This is a genomic window from Bacillus xiamenensis (genome assembly GCF_001857925.1).
Classification (GTDB): domain Bacteria; phylum Bacillota; class Bacilli; order Bacillales; family Bacillaceae; genus Bacillus; species Bacillus xiamenensis.
The window spans coordinates 252,430-272,522 of sequence record NZ_CP017786.1; the positions used below are offsets into that span (position 1 = coordinate 252,430).

Annotated in this window: 22 protein-coding genes; 9 read left to right on the forward strand and 13 right to left on the reverse strand. The window is 40.9% G+C overall.

Annotated features, from left to right (window positions below; genetic code table 11):
* Window positions 1-5: 5 nt before the first annotated feature.
* Window positions 6-1,328, reverse strand: coding sequence for a PhoH family protein (locus tag BK049_RS01210; RefSeq protein ID WP_034738124.1), 1,323 nt, complete (start codon window positions 1,326-1,328; stop codon window positions 6-8).
* Window positions 1,329-1,468: 140 nt separating this feature from the next.
* On the opposite strand from BK049_RS01210, the gene BK049_RS01215 reads away from it, so the two are divergent.
* A complete protein-coding gene (locus BK049_RS01215; protein WP_008354755.1) occupies window positions 1,469-2,086 on the forward strand; it encodes a YhcN/YlaJ family sporulation lipoprotein in 618 nt (205 codons plus the stop codon).
* 103 nt (window positions 2,087-2,189) lie between these two features.
* A complete protein-coding gene (locus tag BK049_RS01220; RefSeq protein WP_008354758.1) occupies window positions 2,190-2,420 on the forward strand; it encodes a YlaI family protein in 231 nt (76 codons plus the stop codon).
* 30 nt (window positions 2,421-2,450) lie between these two features.
* Here the strand turns inward: BK049_RS01220 and BK049_RS01225 are convergent, their stop codons facing one another.
* Window positions 2,451-2,732: a YlaH-like family protein gene (locus tag BK049_RS01225; protein WP_051009092.1), complete on the reverse strand. Its 282-nt coding sequence runs from the start codon at window positions 2,730-2,732 to the stop codon at window positions 2,451-2,453.
* Window positions 2,733-2,829: 97 nt separating this feature from the next.
* The gene (typA, locus tag BK049_RS01230) at window positions 2,830-4,668 is read right to left on the reverse strand and encodes a translational GTPase TypA (protein WP_008354762.1); all 1,839 of its coding nucleotides are present in this window, start codon (window positions 4,666-4,668) and stop codon (window positions 2,830-2,832) included.
* A gap of 113 nt (window positions 4,669-4,781) precedes the next feature.
* Here typA and BK049_RS01235 point away from each other — a divergent pair, with 113 nt between their 5' ends.
* Together BK049_RS01235 and BK049_RS01240 are read left to right on the forward strand one after the other, a co-directional pair.
* On the forward strand, window positions 4,782-4,961 hold the full coding sequence (locus BK049_RS01235; RefSeq protein ID WP_008354764.1) for a DUF5325 family protein: 180 nt from the start codon (window positions 4,782-4,784) through the stop codon (window positions 4,959-4,961).
* Window positions 4,962-5,235: 274 nt separating this feature from the next.
* Window positions 5,236-5,871, forward strand: coding sequence for a hypothetical protein (locus BK049_RS01240; RefSeq protein WP_008354767.1), 636 nt, complete (start codon window positions 5,236-5,238; stop codon window positions 5,869-5,871).
* 576 nt (window positions 5,872-6,447) lie between these two features.
* Here the strand turns inward: BK049_RS01240 and BK049_RS01245 are convergent.
* Together BK049_RS01245 and BK049_RS01250 are read right to left on the reverse strand one after the other, a co-directional pair.
* Complete coding sequence (locus tag BK049_RS01245; protein ID WP_071167671.1) at window positions 6,448-7,254, reverse strand: inositol monophosphatase family protein; 807 nt, start codon at window positions 7,252-7,254, stop codon at window positions 6,448-6,450.
* 132 nt (window positions 7,255-7,386) lie between these two features.
* Window positions 7,387-7,575: a hypothetical protein gene (locus BK049_RS01250; RefSeq protein WP_008354770.1), complete on the reverse strand. Its 189-nt coding sequence runs from the start codon at window positions 7,573-7,575 to the stop codon at window positions 7,387-7,389.
* Window positions 7,576-7,863: 288 nt separating this feature from the next.
* Between BK049_RS01250 and BK049_RS01255 the strand changes: the two genes are divergently transcribed.
* Window positions 7,864-8,499 (forward strand): DUF1054 domain-containing protein, encoded by a 636-nt coding sequence (locus tag BK049_RS01255; RefSeq protein WP_008354772.1) that lies wholly within the window; start codon window positions 7,864-7,866, stop codon window positions 8,497-8,499.
* A gap of 228 nt (window positions 8,500-8,727) precedes the next feature.
* Here BK049_RS01255 and BK049_RS01260 read toward each other — a convergent pair whose 3' ends face one another.
* Entirely contained in the window at window positions 8,728-8,997 is a 270-nt protein-coding gene (locus BK049_RS01260; protein ID WP_008361865.1) for a UPF0223 family protein, read from the reverse strand.
* Window positions 8,998-9,187: 190 nt separating this feature from the next.
* On the opposite strand from BK049_RS01260, the gene BK049_RS01265 reads away from it, so the two are divergent.
* Window positions 9,188-10,660, forward strand: coding sequence for an aminotransferase class I/II-fold pyridoxal phosphate-dependent enzyme (locus tag BK049_RS01265; protein ID WP_008361867.1), 1,473 nt, complete (start codon window positions 9,188-9,190; stop codon window positions 10,658-10,660).
* A 43-nt stretch (window positions 10,661-10,703) separates the two neighbouring features.
* Here BK049_RS01265 and BK049_RS18645 read toward each other — a convergent pair whose 3' ends face one another.
* Window positions 10,704-10,823, reverse strand: coding sequence for a GapA-binding peptide SR1P (locus BK049_RS18645; RefSeq protein ID WP_003212464.1), 120 nt, complete (start codon window positions 10,821-10,823; stop codon window positions 10,704-10,706).
* Between the two features lie 298 nt (window positions 10,824-11,121).
* Between BK049_RS18645 and BK049_RS01270 the strand changes: the two genes are divergently transcribed.
* Window positions 11,122-11,520, forward strand: coding sequence for a hypothetical protein (locus tag BK049_RS01270; protein WP_237739242.1), 399 nt, complete (start codon window positions 11,122-11,124; stop codon window positions 11,518-11,520).
* 335 nt (window positions 11,521-11,855) lie between these two features.
* Here BK049_RS01270 and lpdA read toward each other — a convergent pair whose 3' ends face one another.
* From lpdA to BK049_RS01295, 5 genes are all read right to left on the reverse strand, one after another.
* A complete protein-coding gene (gene lpdA, locus BK049_RS01275; RefSeq protein WP_008361871.1) occupies window positions 11,856-13,268 on the reverse strand; it encodes a dihydrolipoyl dehydrogenase in 1,413 nt (470 codons plus the stop codon).
* 4 nt (window positions 13,269-13,272) lie between these two features.
* Window positions 13,273-14,610: a dihydrolipoamide acetyltransferase family protein gene (locus BK049_RS01280; RefSeq protein WP_071167672.1), complete on the reverse strand. Its 1,338-nt coding sequence runs from the start codon at window positions 14,608-14,610 to the stop codon at window positions 13,273-13,275.
* A gap of 108 nt (window positions 14,611-14,718) precedes the next feature.
* Window positions 14,719-15,696, reverse strand: a complete 978-nt coding sequence (pdhB, locus tag BK049_RS01285) for a pyruvate dehydrogenase complex E1 component subunit beta (RefSeq protein WP_008361876.1) — start codon at window positions 15,694-15,696, stop codon at window positions 14,719-14,721.
* Window positions 15,697-15,699: 3 nt separating this feature from the next.
* Window positions 15,700-16,815: a pyruvate dehydrogenase (acetyl-transferring) E1 component subunit alpha gene (gene pdhA, locus BK049_RS01290; protein WP_008361877.1), complete on the reverse strand. Its 1,116-nt coding sequence runs from the start codon at window positions 16,813-16,815 to the stop codon at window positions 15,700-15,702.
* Window positions 16,816-17,223: 408 nt separating this feature from the next.
* Window positions 17,224-17,889, reverse strand: coding sequence for a YkyA family protein (locus BK049_RS01295; protein WP_071167673.1), 666 nt, complete (start codon window positions 17,887-17,889; stop codon window positions 17,224-17,226).
* 234 nt (window positions 17,890-18,123) lie between these two features.
* Between BK049_RS01295 and BK049_RS01300 the strand changes: the two genes are divergently transcribed.
* Complete coding sequence (locus tag BK049_RS01300; protein WP_117590933.1) at window positions 18,124-18,297, forward strand: YjcZ family sporulation protein; 174 nt, start codon at window positions 18,124-18,126, stop codon at window positions 18,295-18,297.
* Between the two features lie 112 nt (window positions 18,298-18,409).
* On the forward strand, window positions 18,410-18,967 hold the full coding sequence (gene def, locus BK049_RS01305; protein ID WP_008356994.1) for a peptide deformylase: 558 nt from the start codon (window positions 18,410-18,412) through the stop codon (window positions 18,965-18,967).
* Window positions 18,968-19,005: 38 nt separating this feature from the next.
* Here def and BK049_RS01310 read toward each other — a convergent pair whose 3' ends face one another.
* Window positions 19,006-19,785 (reverse strand): Cof-type HAD-IIB family hydrolase, encoded by a 780-nt coding sequence (locus BK049_RS01310; RefSeq protein WP_071167674.1) that lies wholly within the window; start codon window positions 19,783-19,785, stop codon window positions 19,006-19,008.
* Window positions 19,786-20,093: the final 308 nt, after the last annotated feature.

Genomic DNA, 20,093 nt, shown 5'->3' on the forward strand with positions numbered 1-20,093 from the left:
CTGGACTATAACAAATCAGCTGCAAGCTGTGCAAGTCCAGACCTTTCTCCTTTGACAAGCTTGACATGTCCAGATATTTGCTGGCCTTTAAAGCGCTCAATGACATATGTGAGCCCATTATTGAAGCTGTCTAAATAAGGGTGATCAATCTGCTCTGGATCTCCCATCAGCACAATTTTACTACCCTCTCCGACTCGTGTTAATAACGTTTTCACCTCGTGCTTTGTTAAATTTTGCGCCTCGTCTATGATGATAAATTGATCCGGAATACTTCTCCCGCGAATATACGTTAAAGCTTCCACTTGGATTGAACCGATCCCCGCTAAGATCGCATCGAGTTCCCCAGGTTTTTTTGTATTAAATAAAAATTCCAGGTTGTCATAGATCGGCTGCATCCATGGTCTGAGCTTCTCTTCTTTTTCGCCTGGCAAGTAGCCGAGGTCCTTCCCGACAGGAACAATAGAGCGGGCCACGATGAGCTTTTTAAACATCCCGAGGTCCTCTGTTTGCATTAATCCAGCAGCGAGTGCAAGTAGCGTTTTGCCTGTTCCCGCTTTTCCGATAAGTGTCACAAGCGGAATATCGCGGCGTAAAAGCAGCTCTAGCGCCATCGTTTGCTGGACATTTTTTGAGCGAATTCCCCAAATATGTTCTTGGTCATAAATGAGCCGCTTGACATATTCTGCTTTTTGATCAAGCATGCCCACAGCAGAACCGCCTTCATTTCCCTTCATAATGACAAATTGATGCGGATTTAACCGGGCATTGGTGACGTCTTTTATAGGTAATTGATTTTGCTTATAGAATGTATTCAACTGCTCAGTTGGAAGATAGAGCTCATGATAGCCGTTATCAATGTCTTCGTTTTGCAGCACACGATCACTTAAGAAATCCTCTGCTTGCAGACCAATCGCATCCGCTTTTACCCGAACTAAGACATCCTTGCTGACCAAAATCACCGGCCGGCCATGCGGCTTTGTTTCTTCCTCTAAGCTCAAATTCTTTGCAACAGCCAAAATTCGATTATCGTTTGTTTTTTCGATGAAAATTTCTTGAAGTTCGTGGAAAGAGCGGTGGTTCAGTTCAATACGCAGCGTTCCTTTTGACTCCAGCGTGATTTTTTCATGTAGTTTTCCTTTAGATCTCAATCCGTCAATTAAACGTGAGACGCGCCGTGCATTTTGCCCAACCTCGTCCATATATCTTTTTTTAGAGTCTACTTCTTCTAACACAACGGCCGGAATCACAACCTCGTTGTCTTCAAATGAAAAGATTGAATTCGGATCCTGTAATAACACATTTGTGTCTAATACATAAATTTTACTCAGGTCCTTCGCCTCCTGATCGGGGTTTCATTCATCTTTGTCTTTCCAAAAACGATTGTTAAAATATATGTTTTCATGAATAAAGTTAGAAGGTTAATTCAACAATAAAATAAATCATGCAGTTTGTGAAGGAGGGAATACACATGCGACTATTTTTTACATTATTCATGATTCAAACCATTCTTTTTTTAGGCGCTTGCCAGCACCAGGAGAAGCCTTTGGCTCAAGACCAGCAAAACGGAAACCAGCACTTAGTACGCGTATCAGACTCATCCAAGAAAAACCCCGATCAAGCCCGCCCATCAACAGATGTGGCGCAGCATCTAGTGAATGTGACTGAGCACGTAGCAGATGTAAATGATGCTACAGCCATCGTAATCGGCCGCTATGCTGTCGTCGGCATTGATGTAAAGGATGATTTAGATAGAAGCAAAGTAGAAACCATTAAATATTCAGTTGCTAAAGCACTGAAGAATGATCCAGATGGTGCGAATGCTGTTGTGGTCGCTGATCCAGATACAGTGAGCCGTTTAAAGGAAATGGGCAAGGAAATTCAAGCAGGCCGTCCCGTAAGCGGGATTATGGATGAACTGGCAGCCATTGTTGGGCGCGTTATGCCAGAGATGCCTCGAAATGAAATCGACCGTAACGAAACAGATCCAACAAATGAGCCGAATGATCAGCTCAAACAACAAGATCAAAAGCAGTTAGAAAAAAATCAAAATGATCAATCAAACCATCATATGAATCAGAAAAAATAATGAAAACGGCTTATATCTCCTGGGATATAAGCCGTTTTCTCTACTGATTTCAAGTGGATTAGAAAACATGCTATAATAAATGCATTAAAGTGAGGTGAAAATGATGAGAGTGAAGTGCTCATTATGTGAAAAGCTTGAAACCATTGATGATGATACACTCGTTGCTAAGCGTTTAAGAAATCGACCGATTCATACATATATGTGCGATGACTGCCAAGAAAGAATTAAAGTAAAGACAGAAGCACGCATCAAAACCGGCAGATTCTCTCTTTATCAAGATCCTGCGACGAAAGATAAAAAGAAGAAAAAAGAAAAAAAAGAACAAAAGACATAAAAAAAGACCTGACACATGTTCAGGTCTTTTTTACGTACTCACTGTTCCTTCTTTTTTCGCACGATGCAGCCTTATTTTATAAATAATTAAAATGGCAGCTGCCACAACTAGGCCTTCTGCTACTGGCAAGAAGATTCCTAGAAAGGTGAGGAACGTGCAGCCAAAAATCAAAAACAAATAAATGACGAGCGCTTTTAAAATCGGTAAGCGTCTAGCAAAGCCGAGCTTAAAAACAATAATCGCTAAAACAAGGATGGTGCCATACAGGAGCCACATCCCTGTTTGCGGGTTTTCATCGACACGAAAGAGCATCGCGAAAAAGGATAGATTCTCACTTACTTCCTGATCATTCAAAAAGATTCCCTCCCCTTATCTTTCAGGGTTCTATCTTTTTTAATTCTTCATGGGTTTAAGATAATCCTGCTAGCTTTTTCTTCTTCGCTGCTTTCTCACGTTCGTTTTTATCTAAGATTTTCTTTCTTAGACGGATAGATTCAGGTGTAACCTCACAGTATTCGTCTTCATTTAAGTACTCAAGAGATTCCTCAAGTGACATAATACGTGGTTTTTTCATACTAACCGTTTGATCTTTTGTCGCTGAACGTACGTTTGTTTGTTGTTTCATACGGCTCACGTTGACCACAAGATCGTTTTCTCGGTTGTGCTCACCAACAATCATTCCTTGATATACTTCAGTACCTGGCTCAACGAAGATCACACCGCGCTCTTCAACGCCTTGGATTCCGTAAGCAGTCGCTTTACCTGTTTCCATTGAAACAAGTACACCTTGACGGCGTCCGCCGACTTGACCAGACTGCATTGGCTGGTAGCTGTCAAATGTATGGTTCAAGATACCAAAACCACGAGTTAATGAAAGAAATTCAGTTGTATATCCAATTAGACCACGTGATGGAACTGTAAAGATCAGGCGAACTTGACCATTACCATTATTGATCATGTCAATCATTTCACCTTTTCTTGCGCCCATTGATTCCATGACAGAGCCAGTATGCTCTTCTGGCACATCAATTTGAACACGTTCTACAGGCTCACATCGAACACCATCCACTTCTTTTACAATAACTTCTGGCTTCGATACTTGCAGTTCAAATCCTTCACGTCTCATATTCTCAATCAGAATCGATAAGTGGAGCTCCCCGCGTCCAGATACAACCCAAGCATCAGGTGAACTCGTTGGATCTACTCGAAGACTTACGTCTGTTTGAAGCTGCTGCTCTAGACGCTCTTCGATTTTACGTGATGTCACGTATTTTCCTTCACGGCCTGCAAACGGGCTGTTATTGACAACAAATGTCATTTGAAGTGTCGGCTCATCAATACGAAGGATCGGCAGTGCCTCTTGGTGTTCTACCGGGCAAACTGTTTCACCGACGTTGATGTCTTCCATACCAGATACAGCGACAAGATCTCCAGCTTTCGCTTCGTTAATTTCCACTCGTTTTAACCCTTGGAAACCAAAAATCTTCGTCACACGGAATTGTTTCACACTTCCATCTACTTTCATTAGAGCAACTTGCTGGCCAACCTGCATGGTTCCTCTGAATACACGGCCGATTCCAATTCTTCCAACATAATCATTGTAATCAAGTAGTGCCACTTGGAATTGAAGCGGCTCTTCATGGTTGTCGATTGGGCTTGGAATGTGGTTGACAATCGCTTCAAACAGCGATTCCATGTTTTCATCTTGCTTGCTTGCATCGTTACTTGCTGTACCATTGATTGCTGATGCATACACAACTGGGAATTCAAGCTGTTCTTCTGTTGCATCCAGTTCAATGAACAAGTCAATGACTTCATCGACAACTTCAGCAGGACGTGCAAAGTCACGGTCAATTTTATTCACAACAACAATTGGTGTTAAGTTTTGCTCAAGTGCTTTTTTCAGCACAAAGCGTGTTTGAGGCATACAGCCTTCATATGCATCCACAACGAGAAGTACACCATCTACCATTTTCATGATACGCTCAACTTCACCACCGAAATCGGCGTGTCCTGGTGTATCTAAAATATTAATGCGTGTATCTTTATAATGGATCGCAGTATTTTTAGCTAAAATTGTAATACCGCGTTCTCGCTCTAAATCATTTGAATCCATGGCTCTCTCAGCGATATTTTCATTCGCACGGAAAGTACCAGCTTGATGGAGCAATTGGTCAACAAGCGTCGTTTTACCATGGTCAACGTGGGCAATAATTGCGATGTTGCGAAGGTCTTTTCGAAGTTTCACATTTTCATCTCCTAAAATAATTAGATAACTTTCATATTATATCACAATCCCCTTTAAATGCCGATCGTTTTTCTGTAAACTTATATTAACTCTAAAAAAAGGGATGGAGACAAATGAAACAAATCAAATGGCTTCTATTATTATGTGCATTACTTGCAGTCGTCAGTATGGCGTTTATTGGGGTATCTGTTGCAGAAAAAAACGTACTGGGCACATGTCTAAGTATTGTGTTTGCCATGATTTTCATGGGTACAGGATTTACATTAAAAAGAAAATTAAACGTACCATCATAAAATTTATCAAAAGCCTTTTACATTCTACATGTAGAAGGCTTTTTATTTTGGATGAAATCAAGACCAACCACCTATGAAGTCCGAGTAATCCAACTGAAAATATCATATAGACTTGGCAAATATAAGCAAACTGCCCCCTCTCATTTTTCGACAAGAACTTTTATAGTTCTCCAAATTCAAACATAAAGTTACATTTTTCCTATTCTTCCACAAAGTTTCTCATGGTATGCTGTTCTTGCAACAAAATTTAACAGAAAAGGGAGAGAAAAGAAGCATGAAGAAGTTTTTGAGCAAATCGCTCAGCTCTGTTGTATTTTTCGCTTTAGCTATCATTTTTACTTTCACAACAGTAGCTCCTGGGCAAGCAAGTGCTGCAACTTTCAAAGGGATTCCTTTTGAGCAGCAACAAATTATTAAAGATTTATTGGAGAAGAACGAGCGTGTTATTAGTATCCTCGTTAATTCATTTATCGAGGAAGACAATACTTACACATTCGATGCTAAGAAAGCTGTTGAGCTTGGTCTTACTGAAGAAGAAGCTGCTGCTGCTGAGAAATTCTTAGATCGTGCAGCTGTTCTTACAATCGTTTTCAGTGAAAGTATCTCTAAAAACGAAAAAGGAAAGTTAGTATTTGATGCTAAGAAAGCTGTTGAACTTGGTCTTACTCAAGAAGAAGCGACTAAATTTGAAAAGTTTTTCAACTCAGCGATCAGACTTGCTGATCTTGCTGGAGACGCTATCGTTCTTGACAAAAAAGGAAATGTTGTCATTGATCAAAAAATCGCAAAAAGTCTTGGGTTCAGCTCTACTGAATTAATGGTTTTAAACCAATTAATCAAAAAATTCCCTCAAGACCAACTTAAAACTTTCTTTGATGCCGTTCAAATGGCTAAAGAAAAATTAAGCTAATCTTAGCCCCCTATCTGGTTCATCCAGATGGGGGTTCTTTATTTTATCCAATATATAATGAGCATGATAACGTATACGATACCCGCCCGTAATAACAGCTTTCTATAGTAGCGCATTTCGAACTTTCTTTTTTGATCCATGGTCATCCAGCATCTTCATGAGAGGAATCGTCCCTTTCGTTTCTCGATAAAGATGATAACATTTTCACATGTCAATATACTTGTTTATTCACTAGCTCCTTCTATATAGAGGATTCATTCATCACTCACTTTAAACTCCACCCAATGTATCGTTCATTTCAACTCTCATCTAACTTAAAGAAAAGTGCTTTCACTTGCGATTTCTAAGATAGCCCTTGAATGCCTCTTAATTTGAGGACATTCTATTTAATCTTTTTGGAATGTTTTGTTGTATTCACTTGAAATAAAATCAGAGGATACCTCACTAAGCAAATCAAACATCTGTTCACAAGCCTTAACATCAATTTAAAGTTTCAATCGTATGGACATTTCTCTTATCAAAAAGTTTTATATCAAACAAAACCATCACTCCATTAGAATGAAGTGATGGTTTGTTTTATCTTTTATTTCCGCTTCCTTTTATGTAATCATGCAAGATTTTTTCACAAATGGATCGATTTCCGGCAACAATGCTATTTTTATCTAGGAAGGTGAGTGGTTCACCGTGAATGTTTGAATAAACAGCCCCTACCTCGTCCAAGAGCACACAGCCGGCCGCATAATCCCACGGCGCAAGCCTTAACGTGACATATGCGTCACTTCTGCCGCTTGCAATATAAGCAAGCTCAAGCGCAGCTGATCCGATCGTTCGTGTCCCTCTGACGTCGCGTACGAGACGGGCAAATGGCTTGGCGTCAAAATGCGGGCTTTCAATCGCCCATGTCGGGTTAATACCAACAATGGCCTTTTCAATGGCAATATCTTTTAAAGGCGGAAGTAAGATATCATTCATGTAGGCCCCTTCTCCTTTGACCGCATGATAGAGTTCGTCATGAATGACGTCATAAATAAGACCAATCTTCCCCACACCATTTTCAAATATCCCAATTGAAATGGCAAAATTTCGTTTTTGATGGACAAAGTTCATTGTGCCATCAATTGGATCTATGATCCAGACAATCCCGTCAAGAGAGGTCACCTCTTCCCCTTGGCCCTCTTCTCCTAAAATGTGATGATCTGAAAATGTCGACTGAATCTTTTCAATGAAGAAACGTTCTGTTTCTTTATCGATGTTTGTGACAAGATCATTTGGATTTGATTTTGTTTCAATTGATAGACCTTCCTGCATGGATGCCTTAATGCGGCCTCCCGCTTCTTTCACCCAAAGCTTTGCAAGACGGTCAATTTCCACCCAGTTTGTCATCAGACTGTAAACCTCTTTTCTATGTAGACCTATTTGTATTAGCATACTGATATTATGTACGTAAAAGCAAGAAAAAAGCAGCTTCATACAAAAACGAACCGATGACTTGGTTCGTTTTTACCTCCCCTTGTTTTACCCTTGGAGCTGCTCCCATTCTTTTCTTAGGCGCTCAAGCTTTCGTTTGCTGCGTTCAATTTGGATATCATCTTTTTGCTCGATGGCTTCATGAAGCGTAGAAAGCTCATAGTCAACCTCTAATCTCCACACAGCGATGCGATTCTTCTTCTCTTGTCTATACCCAGGCTTCACGATTTGCTTCATTGGTCAACGCCCCTTCCAGAGAATGATTCATTCCTTGTCAGTTTTCATTGATAAAAAATTCAATTCATAAGAGAATTGGTTCTTGCTTATATCGTATGAAGCGATCGCATAACCGCAACGACATTCTGAAAATTGTGTCTTTACCTATTTGTTATGTACCACAAATTCGATATGTTTAAACTCCGGCACCCTGTCCTCCGTCAACTTTGACCTGGCGGTGCATCTTTTTTTGAGCTTGACCCAAGCTATGATAAAATATGATCAACGAAAAGATACAGGAGGCATAACATGGCTGAGATGCGTTTTAGAGATGAAGATTTTGAAACATTTACAGTTGACGGGTTAGATGAACGGATGACCGTATTAAAAGAAAGAGTCCGACCAAAGCTTGAGGCACTTGGTGAACATTTTGCACCGCTTCTTTCTTCTATTACAGGAGACGAAATGTTTGTTCACGTCGCAAAGCATGCGAGAAGATCAGTCAACCCGCCAAATGATACGTGGGTTGCTTTTGCAAACAGCAAACGAGGGTATAAAAAGCTCCCTCATTTTCAAATTGGGCTTTGGAAAACTCATGTATTTGTATGGTTTGCGCTCATTTATGAATCTCCAGTGAAAGGTGAGTATGGGCAATTATTCGAAAAAGAGCTGGACACGATTCAAAAGAAGATTCCGCAAGACTTTGTTTGGTCTAAAGATCATATGAAACCAGATGTACTCCGTCACAGCGAACTTGATGCTGAACAGCTGAAAACACTGTTTGAACGTGTTCAAACCGTCAAGAAAGCGGAGCTCCTTTGCGGCATCCAACTGCCCCGAGAAGAGGTCGTTCAAATGAATAATGAAGAATTCCTATCAAAGATCGAACATGCCTTCCGAACGTTAACTTATCTATACCGCTTTACACAAAAAGAATCCGTATAAAAAAATGAGCCTATGTCGGCTCGTTTCAGATTATTGACAAAGGGCTAAAATGATCTTGATTTTAGCCCTTTGTCCTCTTTTTAGTGTGACATGAAAACCTTTGCAGTCTAGGAAGGATGAGTACCGGCGCGGAGCGAATTTGACATTCGTGAGCACCGGCACGCAGGACTGACAAAGAATGCGAGGGTTTGTCTACACGCTAAAACGAGCCTATGTCGGCTCGTTTTTTCACATACGTATTAGCGTTGTTTCTTCTGCCTCTCTGGCACTTTTCACTGTGCGATAAGGGGAATACCCGCTTCCCTTTTCAAACGCCGCACAATGCGTCTTTTCCTCAGCTTTCGATGGCACAACTTTTTTAAATTGTTGATAAGCCTTTAATAGCTCTTGCTTGGCGATTCCCTTTTCATATGCTTTTTCAACCGCTTGAAAAAACGAAATGACCGCCATTTTTTCCTCAGTTGTCCAGTCGACATCCATTGGATATTGATATTCCATTTACTTGTCCCTCACTTTAACACGCATTTCTTATTTGAACTTTTATTATAGCATCAGTTTGATCAGAAACCGATCGATTTTATGCTTTACATTCCGATCAGTTCATAATATAATTCTTTTGTTTTATGCAATGAAATCTGCTGTTATTGGTATAATAATAGCAGGTATTTCGATGAAGGTGGGAAAGCAATTGTCACAACATGATACACCCTTATACACTGGACTAAAAAAACATGCTTCAAGCAATCCAGTCCAATTTCACATTCCAGGCCATAAAAAAGGAGCCGGAATGGATCCTGAATTTAGAGCATTCATTGGAGACAATGCATTAAGCATTGACCTTATTAATATAGAACCTCTTGATGATTTACATTCACCTCGAGGGATGATCAAAGACGCACAAGAGCTCGCAGCAGAAGCATTCGGTGCTGACCATACGTTTTTCTCCATTCAAGGAACAAGCGGCGCGATTATGACAATGGTGATGACTGTCTGTGGACCCGGGGATAAAATCATTGTTCCGCGTAACGTCCATAAGTCGATTATGTCTGCCATTGTATTTTCTGGTGCAGTGCCTGTTTTTATTCACCCAGACATCGACAAAGAGCTTGGCATCTCACATGGCATTACGCCAGAGTCAGCTAAAAAAGCACTGACTGAACACCCAGATGCAAAAGGGCTGCTTGTGATTAACCCAACGTATTTTGGCATTTCAGCTGATTTAAAAACAATCGTAGAAATTGCCCATTCATTTGATGTACCTGTCCTTGTGGATGAAGCACACGGTGTTCACATACATTTTCACGATGAGCTTCCGTTATCTGCGATGCAGGCGGGTGCCGATATGGCGGCAACAAGTGTCCATAAACTTGGCGGCTCCCTTACCCAAAGCTCTATTTTAAATATGAAGGAAGGGCTTATTTCAAAGGATCGTGTACAATCCATTTTGAGCATGCTGACAACAACGTCCACTTCTTATTTGCTCTTAGCGTCACTTGATGTCGCTAGAAAGCGATTAGCCACTGAAGGAAAGGCACTTGCAGATGAAGCCATTCGTTTAGCGGAATCAGCGAGAAGCCGTTTGAATAAAATTGATGGGATTACTTGTATTGGTGAAGAAATTCTCGGTTCAGCTTCTACTTACGATTATGACCCAACGAAACTAATTATCTCGATTAAAGACCTTGGGCTAAATGGACATGATGTTGAAAAATGGCTGAGAGAAAGCTACCGAATTGAAGTGGAACTCTCGGACCTGTACAACATTTTATGTATCGTAACTCCTGGAGATTCTGATGAGACGATTGATACTCTTGTAACGGCTATGGAGGAGATTGCCGCAGCCTCTGCGCTTGAAGGCCGCAAACAAGCGGTAACAGAAGTGTTACTGCCTGAGATCCCGTCTCTTGCCATGACACCGCGTGATGCTTTTTACGCAACAACGGAGGTCGTTCCATTTAAAGAAGCGGCTGGCCGTATTATTGCAGAATTCGTCATGGTGTACCCGCCAGGCATTCCCATTTTTATACCGGGTGAAATTATCACAGAAGAAAATATCTCGTATGTCTTTAAAAATATTGAAATTGGTCTTCCTGTGCAAGGACCTGAAGATTCAACACTAGACATGATCCGCGTCATTAAGGAACAAAAACCGATTTTATAAAAAAGAAACATGCAGCCCCAAATGGAGCTGCATGCTTTTTTATTTATTCAGAGGCTTCATCACAGCAATGACAGTGACCACATGTTCCATAAAGTGTTGTCACTTTTTCATTCTCAAATTGATCAATGGTTTCATTGCAATCTTGACAAATAATTGTACCCACGTACATTCCCCTTTTCTTCACTCATAGTTTGAAAGCGTTTTATCTATTTCTTATCTCTATAATATGATGTCACATTTAAGTTGTCAACGGTTAATTGTATGACATAATTAATCATTTTTTATAACTATATGCTCTTTCCTTATCATATTGAGGGAACGTTTCAATTGTATTTTGCTTCATATCAATTCTGTAACAATTGAGTAACAATCGAAAATTGTCAAAAAAGACATGATACACTAGAGTGACTAACAGGTAATCAGCTCCTAAAAATGTTGGTACAACCCCAAAGGATTTTGAGGTGAATAGATTGAATTTTATGAGGCCCCTTCTCATTATATTCCCTATGCTCTTTCTACTTAGTTCATGCTCATTTGCGTATATCATACCAAACCAGACAGATCAGGTCAGTCATATTCAAAAACCGAGAATTCTCTTTTTTACTGATGCAGAAAACCTTGATAAAGAAAGTCCTTATTATGATGCAGTGCTCGACTTAAAAAATCAGTATCCGAAGGAAATGTCAAAGATGATTGTCAAAGAAGATCGAAAAGGCTGGAAAAATGAAGTAGATGAATTGCCAGCTATATTACTAGTCAATAATGAAAAAGTCATTGTGAAGGTTGAAGGAAATGTCCGAAGTAAAGAGGATATCTTATCACCTCTATGCCAAGCATTAGACCGAGTGAATACAAATTAACGATTCGACCTTGCATTTGCATATATATATCCTTATGAAAAAATCCCTCTGCTCATGAGGGATTTTCTGTTTTAGGGATGGTTATAGGTATACATAAAAAAACCCTCTCCTTTTGGAGAGGATTCAGCGTGTAGACAAACCCTCGCATTCTTTGTCAGTCCTGCGTGCCAGTGCTCACGAATCTCAAATTCGCTCCGCGCCGGTACTCGTCCTTCCTAGACTGCAAAGGTTTTCATGTCACACTAAAAAGAGGACAAAGGGCTAAAATAAAGATCATTTTGGCCCTTTGTCAACAATCTGAAACCCTCTCCTTTTGGAGAGGGTTTCTACGTTTATTATTTTACGATATGGATTGGGCTTCCGATTGCTACTTCAGCCGTTTCCATTGTAATTTCACCTAAAGTTGGGTGAGCGTGAATTGTCATTGCGATATCTTCAGCCGTCACACCAGCTTCGATTGCAAGGCTAAGCTCTGAAATCATATCAGACGCGCCAACACCTGCGATTTGTGCTCCGATCACTAGACCATCCTCTTTACGAGTGATCATTTTCATGAAGCCATCCGTTGCGTCAAGAGAAAGTGCACGTCCGTTAGCTGCGAATGGGAATTTCGCTGCAACGATTTCGATTCCTTCTTCTTTCGCTTGTGCTTCAGTGTATCCAACAGTTGCAAGTTCTGGCTCAGAGAATACAACAGCAGGAATACCAAGGTAATCAATTTCAGCTGGCTCTCCAGCGATTGCTTCAGCTGCAATTTTACCTTCGTAAGATGCTTTGTGTGCAAGCGGCGGGCCATCAACGATGTCACCAATTGCATAGATGTTTGGTACGTTTGTACGGCATTGTTTGTCAGTTTTGACAACTCCGCGGTCTGTCAATTCAACACCTGCTTGCTCAAGACCAAGCTCATCAGTATTTGGACGACGACCAACTGTTACAAGTACGTAGTCAGCATCGACAGTTTTTTCTTCACCTTTTACTTCGAAAGTAACAGTGACACCGTCAGATGTTTCTTCAACACCTTTTGCAAGAGCGTTTGTATGGATTTCAACGTTTCCTTTTTTCTTCAGGTTACGTTTCACTAAAGAGCTCATTTGCTTTTCGAAACCTGGAAGGATTTCGTCTCCACCTTCAAGGATGACAACTTCTGTTCCAAAGTTTGCATAAGCAGTCCCAAGCTCAGTACCGATGTATCCACCACCGATCACAACTAACTTCTTAGGTACTTCTTTAAGCGCTAAAGCACCAGTTGAGTTGATGACACGGTCAGTGTATTTAAATGCAGGCAATTCAATTGGACGAGATCCAGTTGCAAGAATTGCATTTTTGAAAGTGTAAGTCTGTGCTGAATTCTCATCCATTACACGTACAGAGTTACTGTCTACGAAATAAGCTTCACCTTTTACGATGTCTACTTTGTTTCCTTTAAGAAGACCTTGAACTCCACCTGTTAATTTGTTCACAACAGAAGCTTTCCACTCTTGAACTTTTGTGAAATCAACTGTTACGTTTTCAGCTTTGATACCCATGTCTTCAGAATGCTTTGCATTCTCGAAACGATGTCCCGCATTAATCAATGCTTTTGAAGGGATACAGCCGACGTTTAGACATACGCCGCCAAGCGTTCCTTTTTCAACGATTGTTACTTTTTGTCCAAGTTGTGCAGCGCGAATAGCAGCTACATACCCACCAGGACCTGCACCGATGACAAGAGTATCAGTTTCGATTGGGAAATCTCCTACTACCATGAAATTACGCCTCCATTAAAATTAATTGTGGATCATTCAATAAACGCTTGATGTGGTTCAGGGCATTTTGCGCAGTAGCTCCATCAATCATACGGTGGTCGAAGCTTAGGGAAAGAGCTAAGACTGGAGCTGCAACGATTTCGCCATCACGAACAATCGCTTTTTCAGCGATACGGCCAATACCAAGGATCGCTACTTCTGGGTGGTTGATGACTGGAGTAAACCATTGTCCACCAGCAGAACCGATGTTTGTGATTGTGCAAGATGCACCTTTCATTTCAGCTGGAGCCAATTTACCTTCGCGTGCTTTTGTTGCAAGCTCGTTGATTTCGTTAGATACTTCGAAAATTGCTTTGCGATCTGCATTTTTCACAACTGGAACAAGCAAGCCTTTTTCAGTGTCAGCTGCAATTCCGATGTTGTAGTAATGCTTTTGAACAACTTCATCTGTTTTATCATCAATAGAAGTGTTAAGTACTGGGTACTTTTTCAAAGCAGAAGTTAGAGCTTTTACAACGTAAGGCAAGTAAGTTAACTTGATTCCTTGATCAGCTGCAACTTGTTTGAATTGCTTACGATGTGCTACAAGGTTTGTGACATCAACTTCATCCATTAATGTTACGTGAGGAGCTGTATGCTTAGAGTTCACCATTGCTTTCGCGATTGCTTTACGGATTCCGCTCATTTTCTCGCGAGTTTCTGGGAATTCTCCTTCTAGAACTGGAGCTGCTGCCGCTTTTGGAGCTGCTTCTTCTTTCGCACTTTCAGCTGCTTGAGGTGCTGCTTCTTGAGCTGCAGAACCACCATTAACGAAGCTGTCAATATCTTCTTTTAGCACGCGGCCATTTTTACCAGTACCTGCAACTTTGTAAATTTCAACGCCTTTTTCACGAGCATATTTACGTACAGATGGCATAGCAATTACGCGTTTGTTTGGATCAGCATCTACTTGCTCTTGTGCGCCTGCACCAGTTGCTGCTGCTGCTTCTTGAGCAACTTCTTTCTTTTCAGGCTCGTTACCAGCTTCAGCAGTACCTTGTACTTGAGCTTCAGTTTTTGCTTCGCCTTCTTCTTCGCTGCCTTTAAATTGAAGATTTTCGTAACCAGGTGCATCAAACGTAATGATTGTTTGTCCTACAGTTGCAACTGTTCCCTCTTCAACTTTTAATTCTAATACTTTTCCTTTAACAGGTGAAGGAATTTCTACAACTGCTTTATCATTTTGTACCTCTGCTAAAACATCATCTTCATTGATTTCGTCGTTTGGTTTTACGAACCACTTAACGATCTCACCTTCGTGGATACCTTCTCCGATGTCCGGAAGTTTAAATTCAAATGCCACTGTTTTTCGCCTCCTAGATTTTGTTGAACCCTTGTTGTGTCATCATTACACGATCATGTAATTGATAAAGGGGAAGAGAAATAAATTCTTTTCCCCTCTATCATTTAATTAAAATTCAAGCACTTTTTTAGCTGTTTCAAGCACGTCTTTATGGTTTGGAAGCCATACGCTCTCAGCTTGAGAGAAAGCAAATACAGTATCAGGTGCAGCTACACGAAGTACTGGTGCTTCTAGGCTAAGGATTGCTCTGTCATTGATTTCAGCTACTACGTTTGCAGCAATACCAGCTTGTTTTTGTGCTTCTTGAACAACGATCGCACGTCCTGTTTTTTCAACAGAAGCGATGATTGTTTCAATATCAAGCGGGCTTACTGTACGAAGGTCGATGACTTCAGCAGAAACGCCTTCTTTTTCGAGTTCTTCAGCAGCTTTAAGTGATTCGTGAACCATTGCACCGTAAGTGATGATGGAAAGGTCAGAACCTTCACGTTTCACGTCAGCTTTACCGATTTCAATTGTATACTCTTCCTCAGGAACTTCCTGACGGAAAGAACGATATAGTTTCATATGCTCAAGGAACACAACCGGATCGTTGTCACGGATGGCAGAAATTAATAGTCCTTTTGCATCGTAAGGTGTTGAAGGAATAACAACCTTGATACCAGGCTGCTGTGCTACAAGACCTTCTAAGCTGTCAGCGTGAAGCTCAGGTGTATGAACCCCTCCGCCGAATGGAGAACGGATTGTCACTGGAGAATGCCAGCGTCCGCCAGAACGGTAACGCATACGAGCCATTTGTCCAGAAATAGAATCTAATACTTCGTAAACGAATCCGAAGAATTGAATTTCCATTACTGGGCGGAATTCTTGTAGTCCAAGGCCAATTGCAAGACCGCCAATACCAGATTCAGCTAGTGGAGTATCGAATACGCGATCCTCACCAAACTCTTTTTGCAATCCTTCAGTCGCACGGAATACGCCGCCGTTTACACCAACGTCTTCTCCGAAAACGAGAACGTTTTCGTCATTTTTCAGTTCTGTGCGTAACGCATCAGTGATCGCTTGAATCATTGTCATTTGCGCCATGGCTTACTTCGACTCCTTCTGTTTGTAAATTTCAAGCTGTTCAACTAAGTTGAATGGTTTCACTTCGTACATGTTTTCAATCAAGTCAGTGACTTTCTGCTTAGGCTGTTCGTCAGCTTCTTTGATTGCTTGTTTGATTTGTTCTTTTGCATCTTCGATGACTTTATTCTCTTCTTCTTCAGACCATAGGCCTTTGTTTTCCAAGAATTTGCGGTAGCGTACCAATGGATCTTTTTGCTCCCACTCGTTTTCATCTTCTTTTGTACGATATCTTGTTGGATCGTCACCAGCCATTGTATGTGGGCCGTAACGGAATGTAAGAGTTTCGATTAATGTTGGACCTTCACCATTGACAGCACGCTCACGAGCTTCAGCAGTTGCTGCATATACAGCTAATGCATCCATACCGTCAACTTGTACGCCTACGATACCAGCTGCAGCTGCTTTTTGTGCAATCGTTTGTGCAGCAGATTGCTTTTCAACAGGTGTAGAGATCGCATATCTGTTGTTTTGGACAACAAAAATCGCTGGCGCTTTGTAAGCCCCTGCAAAGTTAATACCTTCATAGAAATCACCTTGTGAAGCTCCGCCATCACCAGTGTAAGTAATTGCAACAGCTTTTTTGCCGCGCTTTTTCAAACCAAGAGCTACACCAGCAGCTTGAATGATTTGTGCACCGATAATGATTTGCGGGGAAAGTGCATTCACATCTTCAGGCATTTGGTTCCCAACAAAGTGTCCACGAGAGAACAAGAAAGCTTTTGTTAGTGGAAGACCGTGCCAGATTAATTGTGGAACATCACGATATCCTGGAAGAATAAAATCTTCTTTCTCAAGTGCAAAGTGAGTTGCAAGCTGAGAAGCTTCTTGTCCAGCTGTTGGCGCATAGAAGCCAAGACGTCCTTGACGGTTCAATGAAATTGAACGTTGATCTAATACACGTGTAAACACCATACGGCGCATTAATTCTTTTAATTGGTCATCTGAAAGATCCGGCATTGCCGCTTCGTTTACGACTTCGCCTTTTTCGTTTAAAATTTGGAACGTTTCAAACTGCTTTTTGATGGCATCAAATTGCTTTTTGCTATCAACAATTGCTTTTTTTGTTTTTGCAGCCATTCTAAAGTCACCTCTTCCTTTCTTTTAACAGTCAATTTGTCGTGAATCCATTTATACATACAGATATAGGATAACCCAAAATGCTCATATGACTCCTGTATATAATAGCCACAAAGATCGTTGTCGAAACATTAGATGATCGCTTGCTTTTGAGTTCTTCTAACTGTATTAACGATAGTTCACAAAAAACTAATACAACTTCTGTTAACAAGGAATAGTTTACAACAAGAAAAATAGTCCGTCAATTGATTTAACGGCTTTATCTAAATAAATGTATTCGCTTTACTTTTTATTACGAACTGTATCAATCTGTTTAACAAACAGTACAATCTGTACTAGTATAGAGTGCGCTACTGTACTACAATAGCAAATGTTTGTTTTTGTCGAAAAATAAAAAAAGAGCTATTTTCAGCTCTTTTTTGACCCTTGGTATGCCGCTCTGTATAAAGCCTGTTTATGTTCGTTCAATTGATCTGTATATTGATTGAACTTCTTACTTTCTTTTCTGACTTTGCTGTATGAACGATTCACTGATTTTAGTTTGGATTTCAGCTCTTGATATCCTAAGTCTTTCTTTTTTAAGGATTGGTACAAATGCTTGTCTTGTTTCAGCGCCTTTTGATACTCACGGTACAGCTGATCATACGATGCATACCTTTTTTGAATGGATTGGACGGTTTGATCTGCTTTGGCTTTTACTTCTTCATCTTTTATCCGGCTCGCGGATTCCTTTACCGCTTCAAATTCTTTTTTCGCCTTTTCCATGCTCTCTTTTTCTGTTTTCAAATGTTCTTTACGCTTCGCAGCTGATGCCAATGCTTGATCAGACAGACTAGATACTGTTTTTGGATGGTCCTTTGTTGTTTGTATCATTTTTTCATATAACTGCTGTTCTTTTTCCTCATAGCTTTGCAGTGTGCCTTGTTCTTTTTGAAAGGATGCCTCTTTTTCGCTCATTTTCGTCATGGCGTCTTGCATCTCATGAAACGGATTTTGGCCTCCGCACCCCGTAAGCAAGAGGGTACATATCCCCGCTAAAGCAGCACCTGCTTTTATGCTTTTCATCTGTTTCATTACAAGGTCCCCCTTTATATCTCCACATACCACTATAATTTTTCAGGGCGTTTATGACAAGGATAGAATCTGTCCTTTTGAGGGGGGAGAAGATTTTTTTCATGCTCTAGGCTCATGACTATACAAATAGTGCATTCATACATAGTTTATATTACACGCTTCGCCTTCACTTATGAGAGGCCGAGTGTATTTCCAAAGGAGGTCAAAAGTATGTCTAATTATAGTCATGGAAGTATGTATGGTGGATACGGCGGGTACGGTTACGGATACGGTGGCGGCTGTTGCTATCCAAGTTATGGTGGCGGGTACGGTTACGGTGGTGGACGTACATTTGCTTTAATCGTCGTCCTATTCATTCTATTGATCATTGTTGGTGCAGCATTCTTAGGCGGCGGTGGCTGCTGCTAATGGCTGAATAAGCCTCTGACCGGTCTCATGCGACCGGTCTTCTTTATTTCATTGCATATGTTGTGTATCATTTTATATACTTTACATACAAAGGAAATAGGAGTGAAGTTTTGTGATTACCATGGATGATATCGTGCGAGACGGGCACCCCGTCTTAAGACAAACAGCTGAAGCGGTTGAACTCCCGCCAACAGAGGAAGAAAAACAGCAATTAGCGGACATGATCGAATTTGTCAAGAATAGTCAGGATGCAGACATTGCTGAAAAATATGGACTCAGACCCGGTGTTGGCTTAGCAGCTCCACAAATCAATATCAGTAAACGAATGATCGCTGTTCACTGTGAGGACGAAGATGGAGAGCTTTACAGCTATGCCCTATTCAACCCTCGTATTGTCAGTCATTCAGTCAAAAGAGCTTATTTAGCCACTGGAGAAGGCTGCTTATCTGTTGATGAGGCCATCCCTGGATTTGTCCCGCGTTATGAAAAAATCAGGGTGAAAGGCACAACACTTGAAGGTGAAGAGATTGATATCCGCCTAAAAGGGTTCCCGGCCATCGTTTTTCAGCATGAAATTGATCATTTAAACGGCATTATGTTTTATGATCATATTCAAAAGGATCATCCATTCGCCGAGCCAGACAACGCTGTTGCAATCGGCAGATCATAAATGAAAAGAAGACCCATCCATCAAGCGGGTCTTCTTTTTTATTCTTCAATAAGGCCTAATTCGGTCAAGGCGTGAAATATGCCGCCTTCATCTACAGGTTTGGTGACAAAATCAGCTAATTGCTTTAATTCATTTACGGCATTCCCCATAGCAACACCAGTTCCAACAAACGAAATCATTTCTCTATCGTTCAGCCCGTCTCCAAAGGCAACGGTGTCCTTTTGATCGTAAGACAGTCTTTCCATCACTCGTTTTATTCCTTCAGCCTTTGATCCACCTTTTGGCAGCACATCGGTAGACACCTCATGCCACCTGACAAGGTCAATTTCTTCACGAAACGCCTCGTATTGATCTTCCTCTTCTGCTTTACAAAATAACAGCATCTGATAAATATCATGTTCTTTAAAGAAAGACAAATCATGCTCGGGATGCTCTGTTTTCAAGGTGCCAATCCCTTCATGGATAAACGGATGGTTCGGCACAGACGCCTTCATCGTTTCTTCTCCCATGAAAACAAGCGGGTGATCATGGTGATCCGCTGTTTCATAAATTTTTTCCATGAGCTCCTGTTTGAGCGGATTCCTGTAAATGACGTCTCCCTCGTGCATGACATATTGACCGTTATACGCAATAAATGAGCCAAGCCCTAATTCTTCTAAAACAGGCTGAATCAGAAAAGGCGAGCGGCCAGATGCAATGAATAGATGATGCCCTTTTTCTTTTAATAAACGAACAGCTCGCTTCGTTGATTCAGGTATTTTTTTATCATGGTCATATAAAGTACCGTCGATATCAAAAAAGATGACTTTTTTCTTCATATCTCGTCTCCTGTCACTTGTTATGTATCCCTTCTCCCCTTCATCATACAGAAAGATTTCCACTAACGAAACCACTTCCTCTTAAAACGCCCATTTCCCACATATACCCATGTAACATTTAGTGGAAACATCATATAATACAAGTATACAGAGAGAACGGAACATACTGCCTAGTTATACTCATACCGAAAGGAGGCGATCCACGATGCTTCGTCGTCTGCGTAAGAAAATTCGAAGACAATGGAAGGACATGCTTCGTAAAAAATCGATTGCTTAAAGGGATCTTCCGCACATTTGCTGAAGGTCCT

Bases quoted from the DNA above. Each gene is read 5' to 3' on its own strand.
- BK049_RS01215 (WP_008354755.1), top strand. From the start codon at position 1,469: ATGCGACTATTTTTTACATTATTCATGATTCAAACCATTCTTTTTTTA.
- BK049_RS01220 (WP_008354758.1), top strand. From the start codon at position 2,190: ATGAGAGTGAAGTGCTCATTATGTGAAAAGCTTGAAACCATTGATGAT.
- BK049_RS01225 (WP_051009092.1), bottom strand. From the start codon at position 2,732: ATGCTCTTTCGTGTCGATGAAAACCCGCAAACAGGGATGTGGCTCCTG.
- BK049_RS01235 (WP_008354764.1), top strand. From the start codon at position 4,782: ATGAAACAAATCAAATGGCTTCTATTATTATGTGCATTACTTGCAGTC.
- BK049_RS01240 (WP_008354767.1), top strand. From the start codon at position 5,236: ATGAAGAAGTTTTTGAGCAAATCGCTCAGCTCTGTTGTATTTTTCGCT.
- BK049_RS01245 (WP_071167671.1), bottom strand. From the start codon at position 7,254: ATGACAAACTGGGTGGAAATTGACCGTCTTGCAAAGCTTTGGGTGAAA.
- BK049_RS01250 (WP_008354770.1), bottom strand. From the start codon at position 7,575: ATGAAGCAAATCGTGAAGCCTGGGTATAGACAAGAGAAGAAGAATCGC.
- BK049_RS01255 (WP_008354772.1), top strand. From the start codon at position 7,864: ATGGCTGAGATGCGTTTTAGAGATGAAGATTTTGAAACATTTACAGTT.
- BK049_RS01260 (WP_008361865.1), bottom strand. From the start codon at position 8,997: ATGGAATATCAATATCCAATGGATGTCGACTGGACAACTGAGGAAAAA.
- lpdA (WP_008361871.1), bottom strand. From the start codon at position 13,268: ATGGTAGTAGGAGATTTCCCAATCGAAACTGATACTCTTGTCATCGGT.
- pdhB (WP_008361876.1), bottom strand. From the start codon at position 15,696: ATGGCGCAAATGACAATGATTCAAGCGATCACTGATGCGTTACGCACA.
- pdhA (WP_008361877.1), bottom strand. From the start codon at position 16,815: ATGGCTGCAAAAACAAAAAAAGCAATTGTTGATAGCAAAAAGCAATTT.
- BK049_RS01295 (WP_071167673.1), bottom strand. From the start codon at position 17,889: ATGAAACAGATGAAAAGCATAAAAGCAGGTGCTGCTTTAGCGGGGATA.
- BK049_RS01300 (WP_117590933.1), top strand. From the start codon at position 18,124: ATGTATGGTGGATACGGCGGGTACGGTTACGGATACGGTGGCGGCTGT.
- BK049_RS01310 (WP_071167674.1), bottom strand. From the start codon at position 19,785: ATGAAGAAAAAAGTCATCTTTTTTGATATCGACGGTACTTTATATGAC.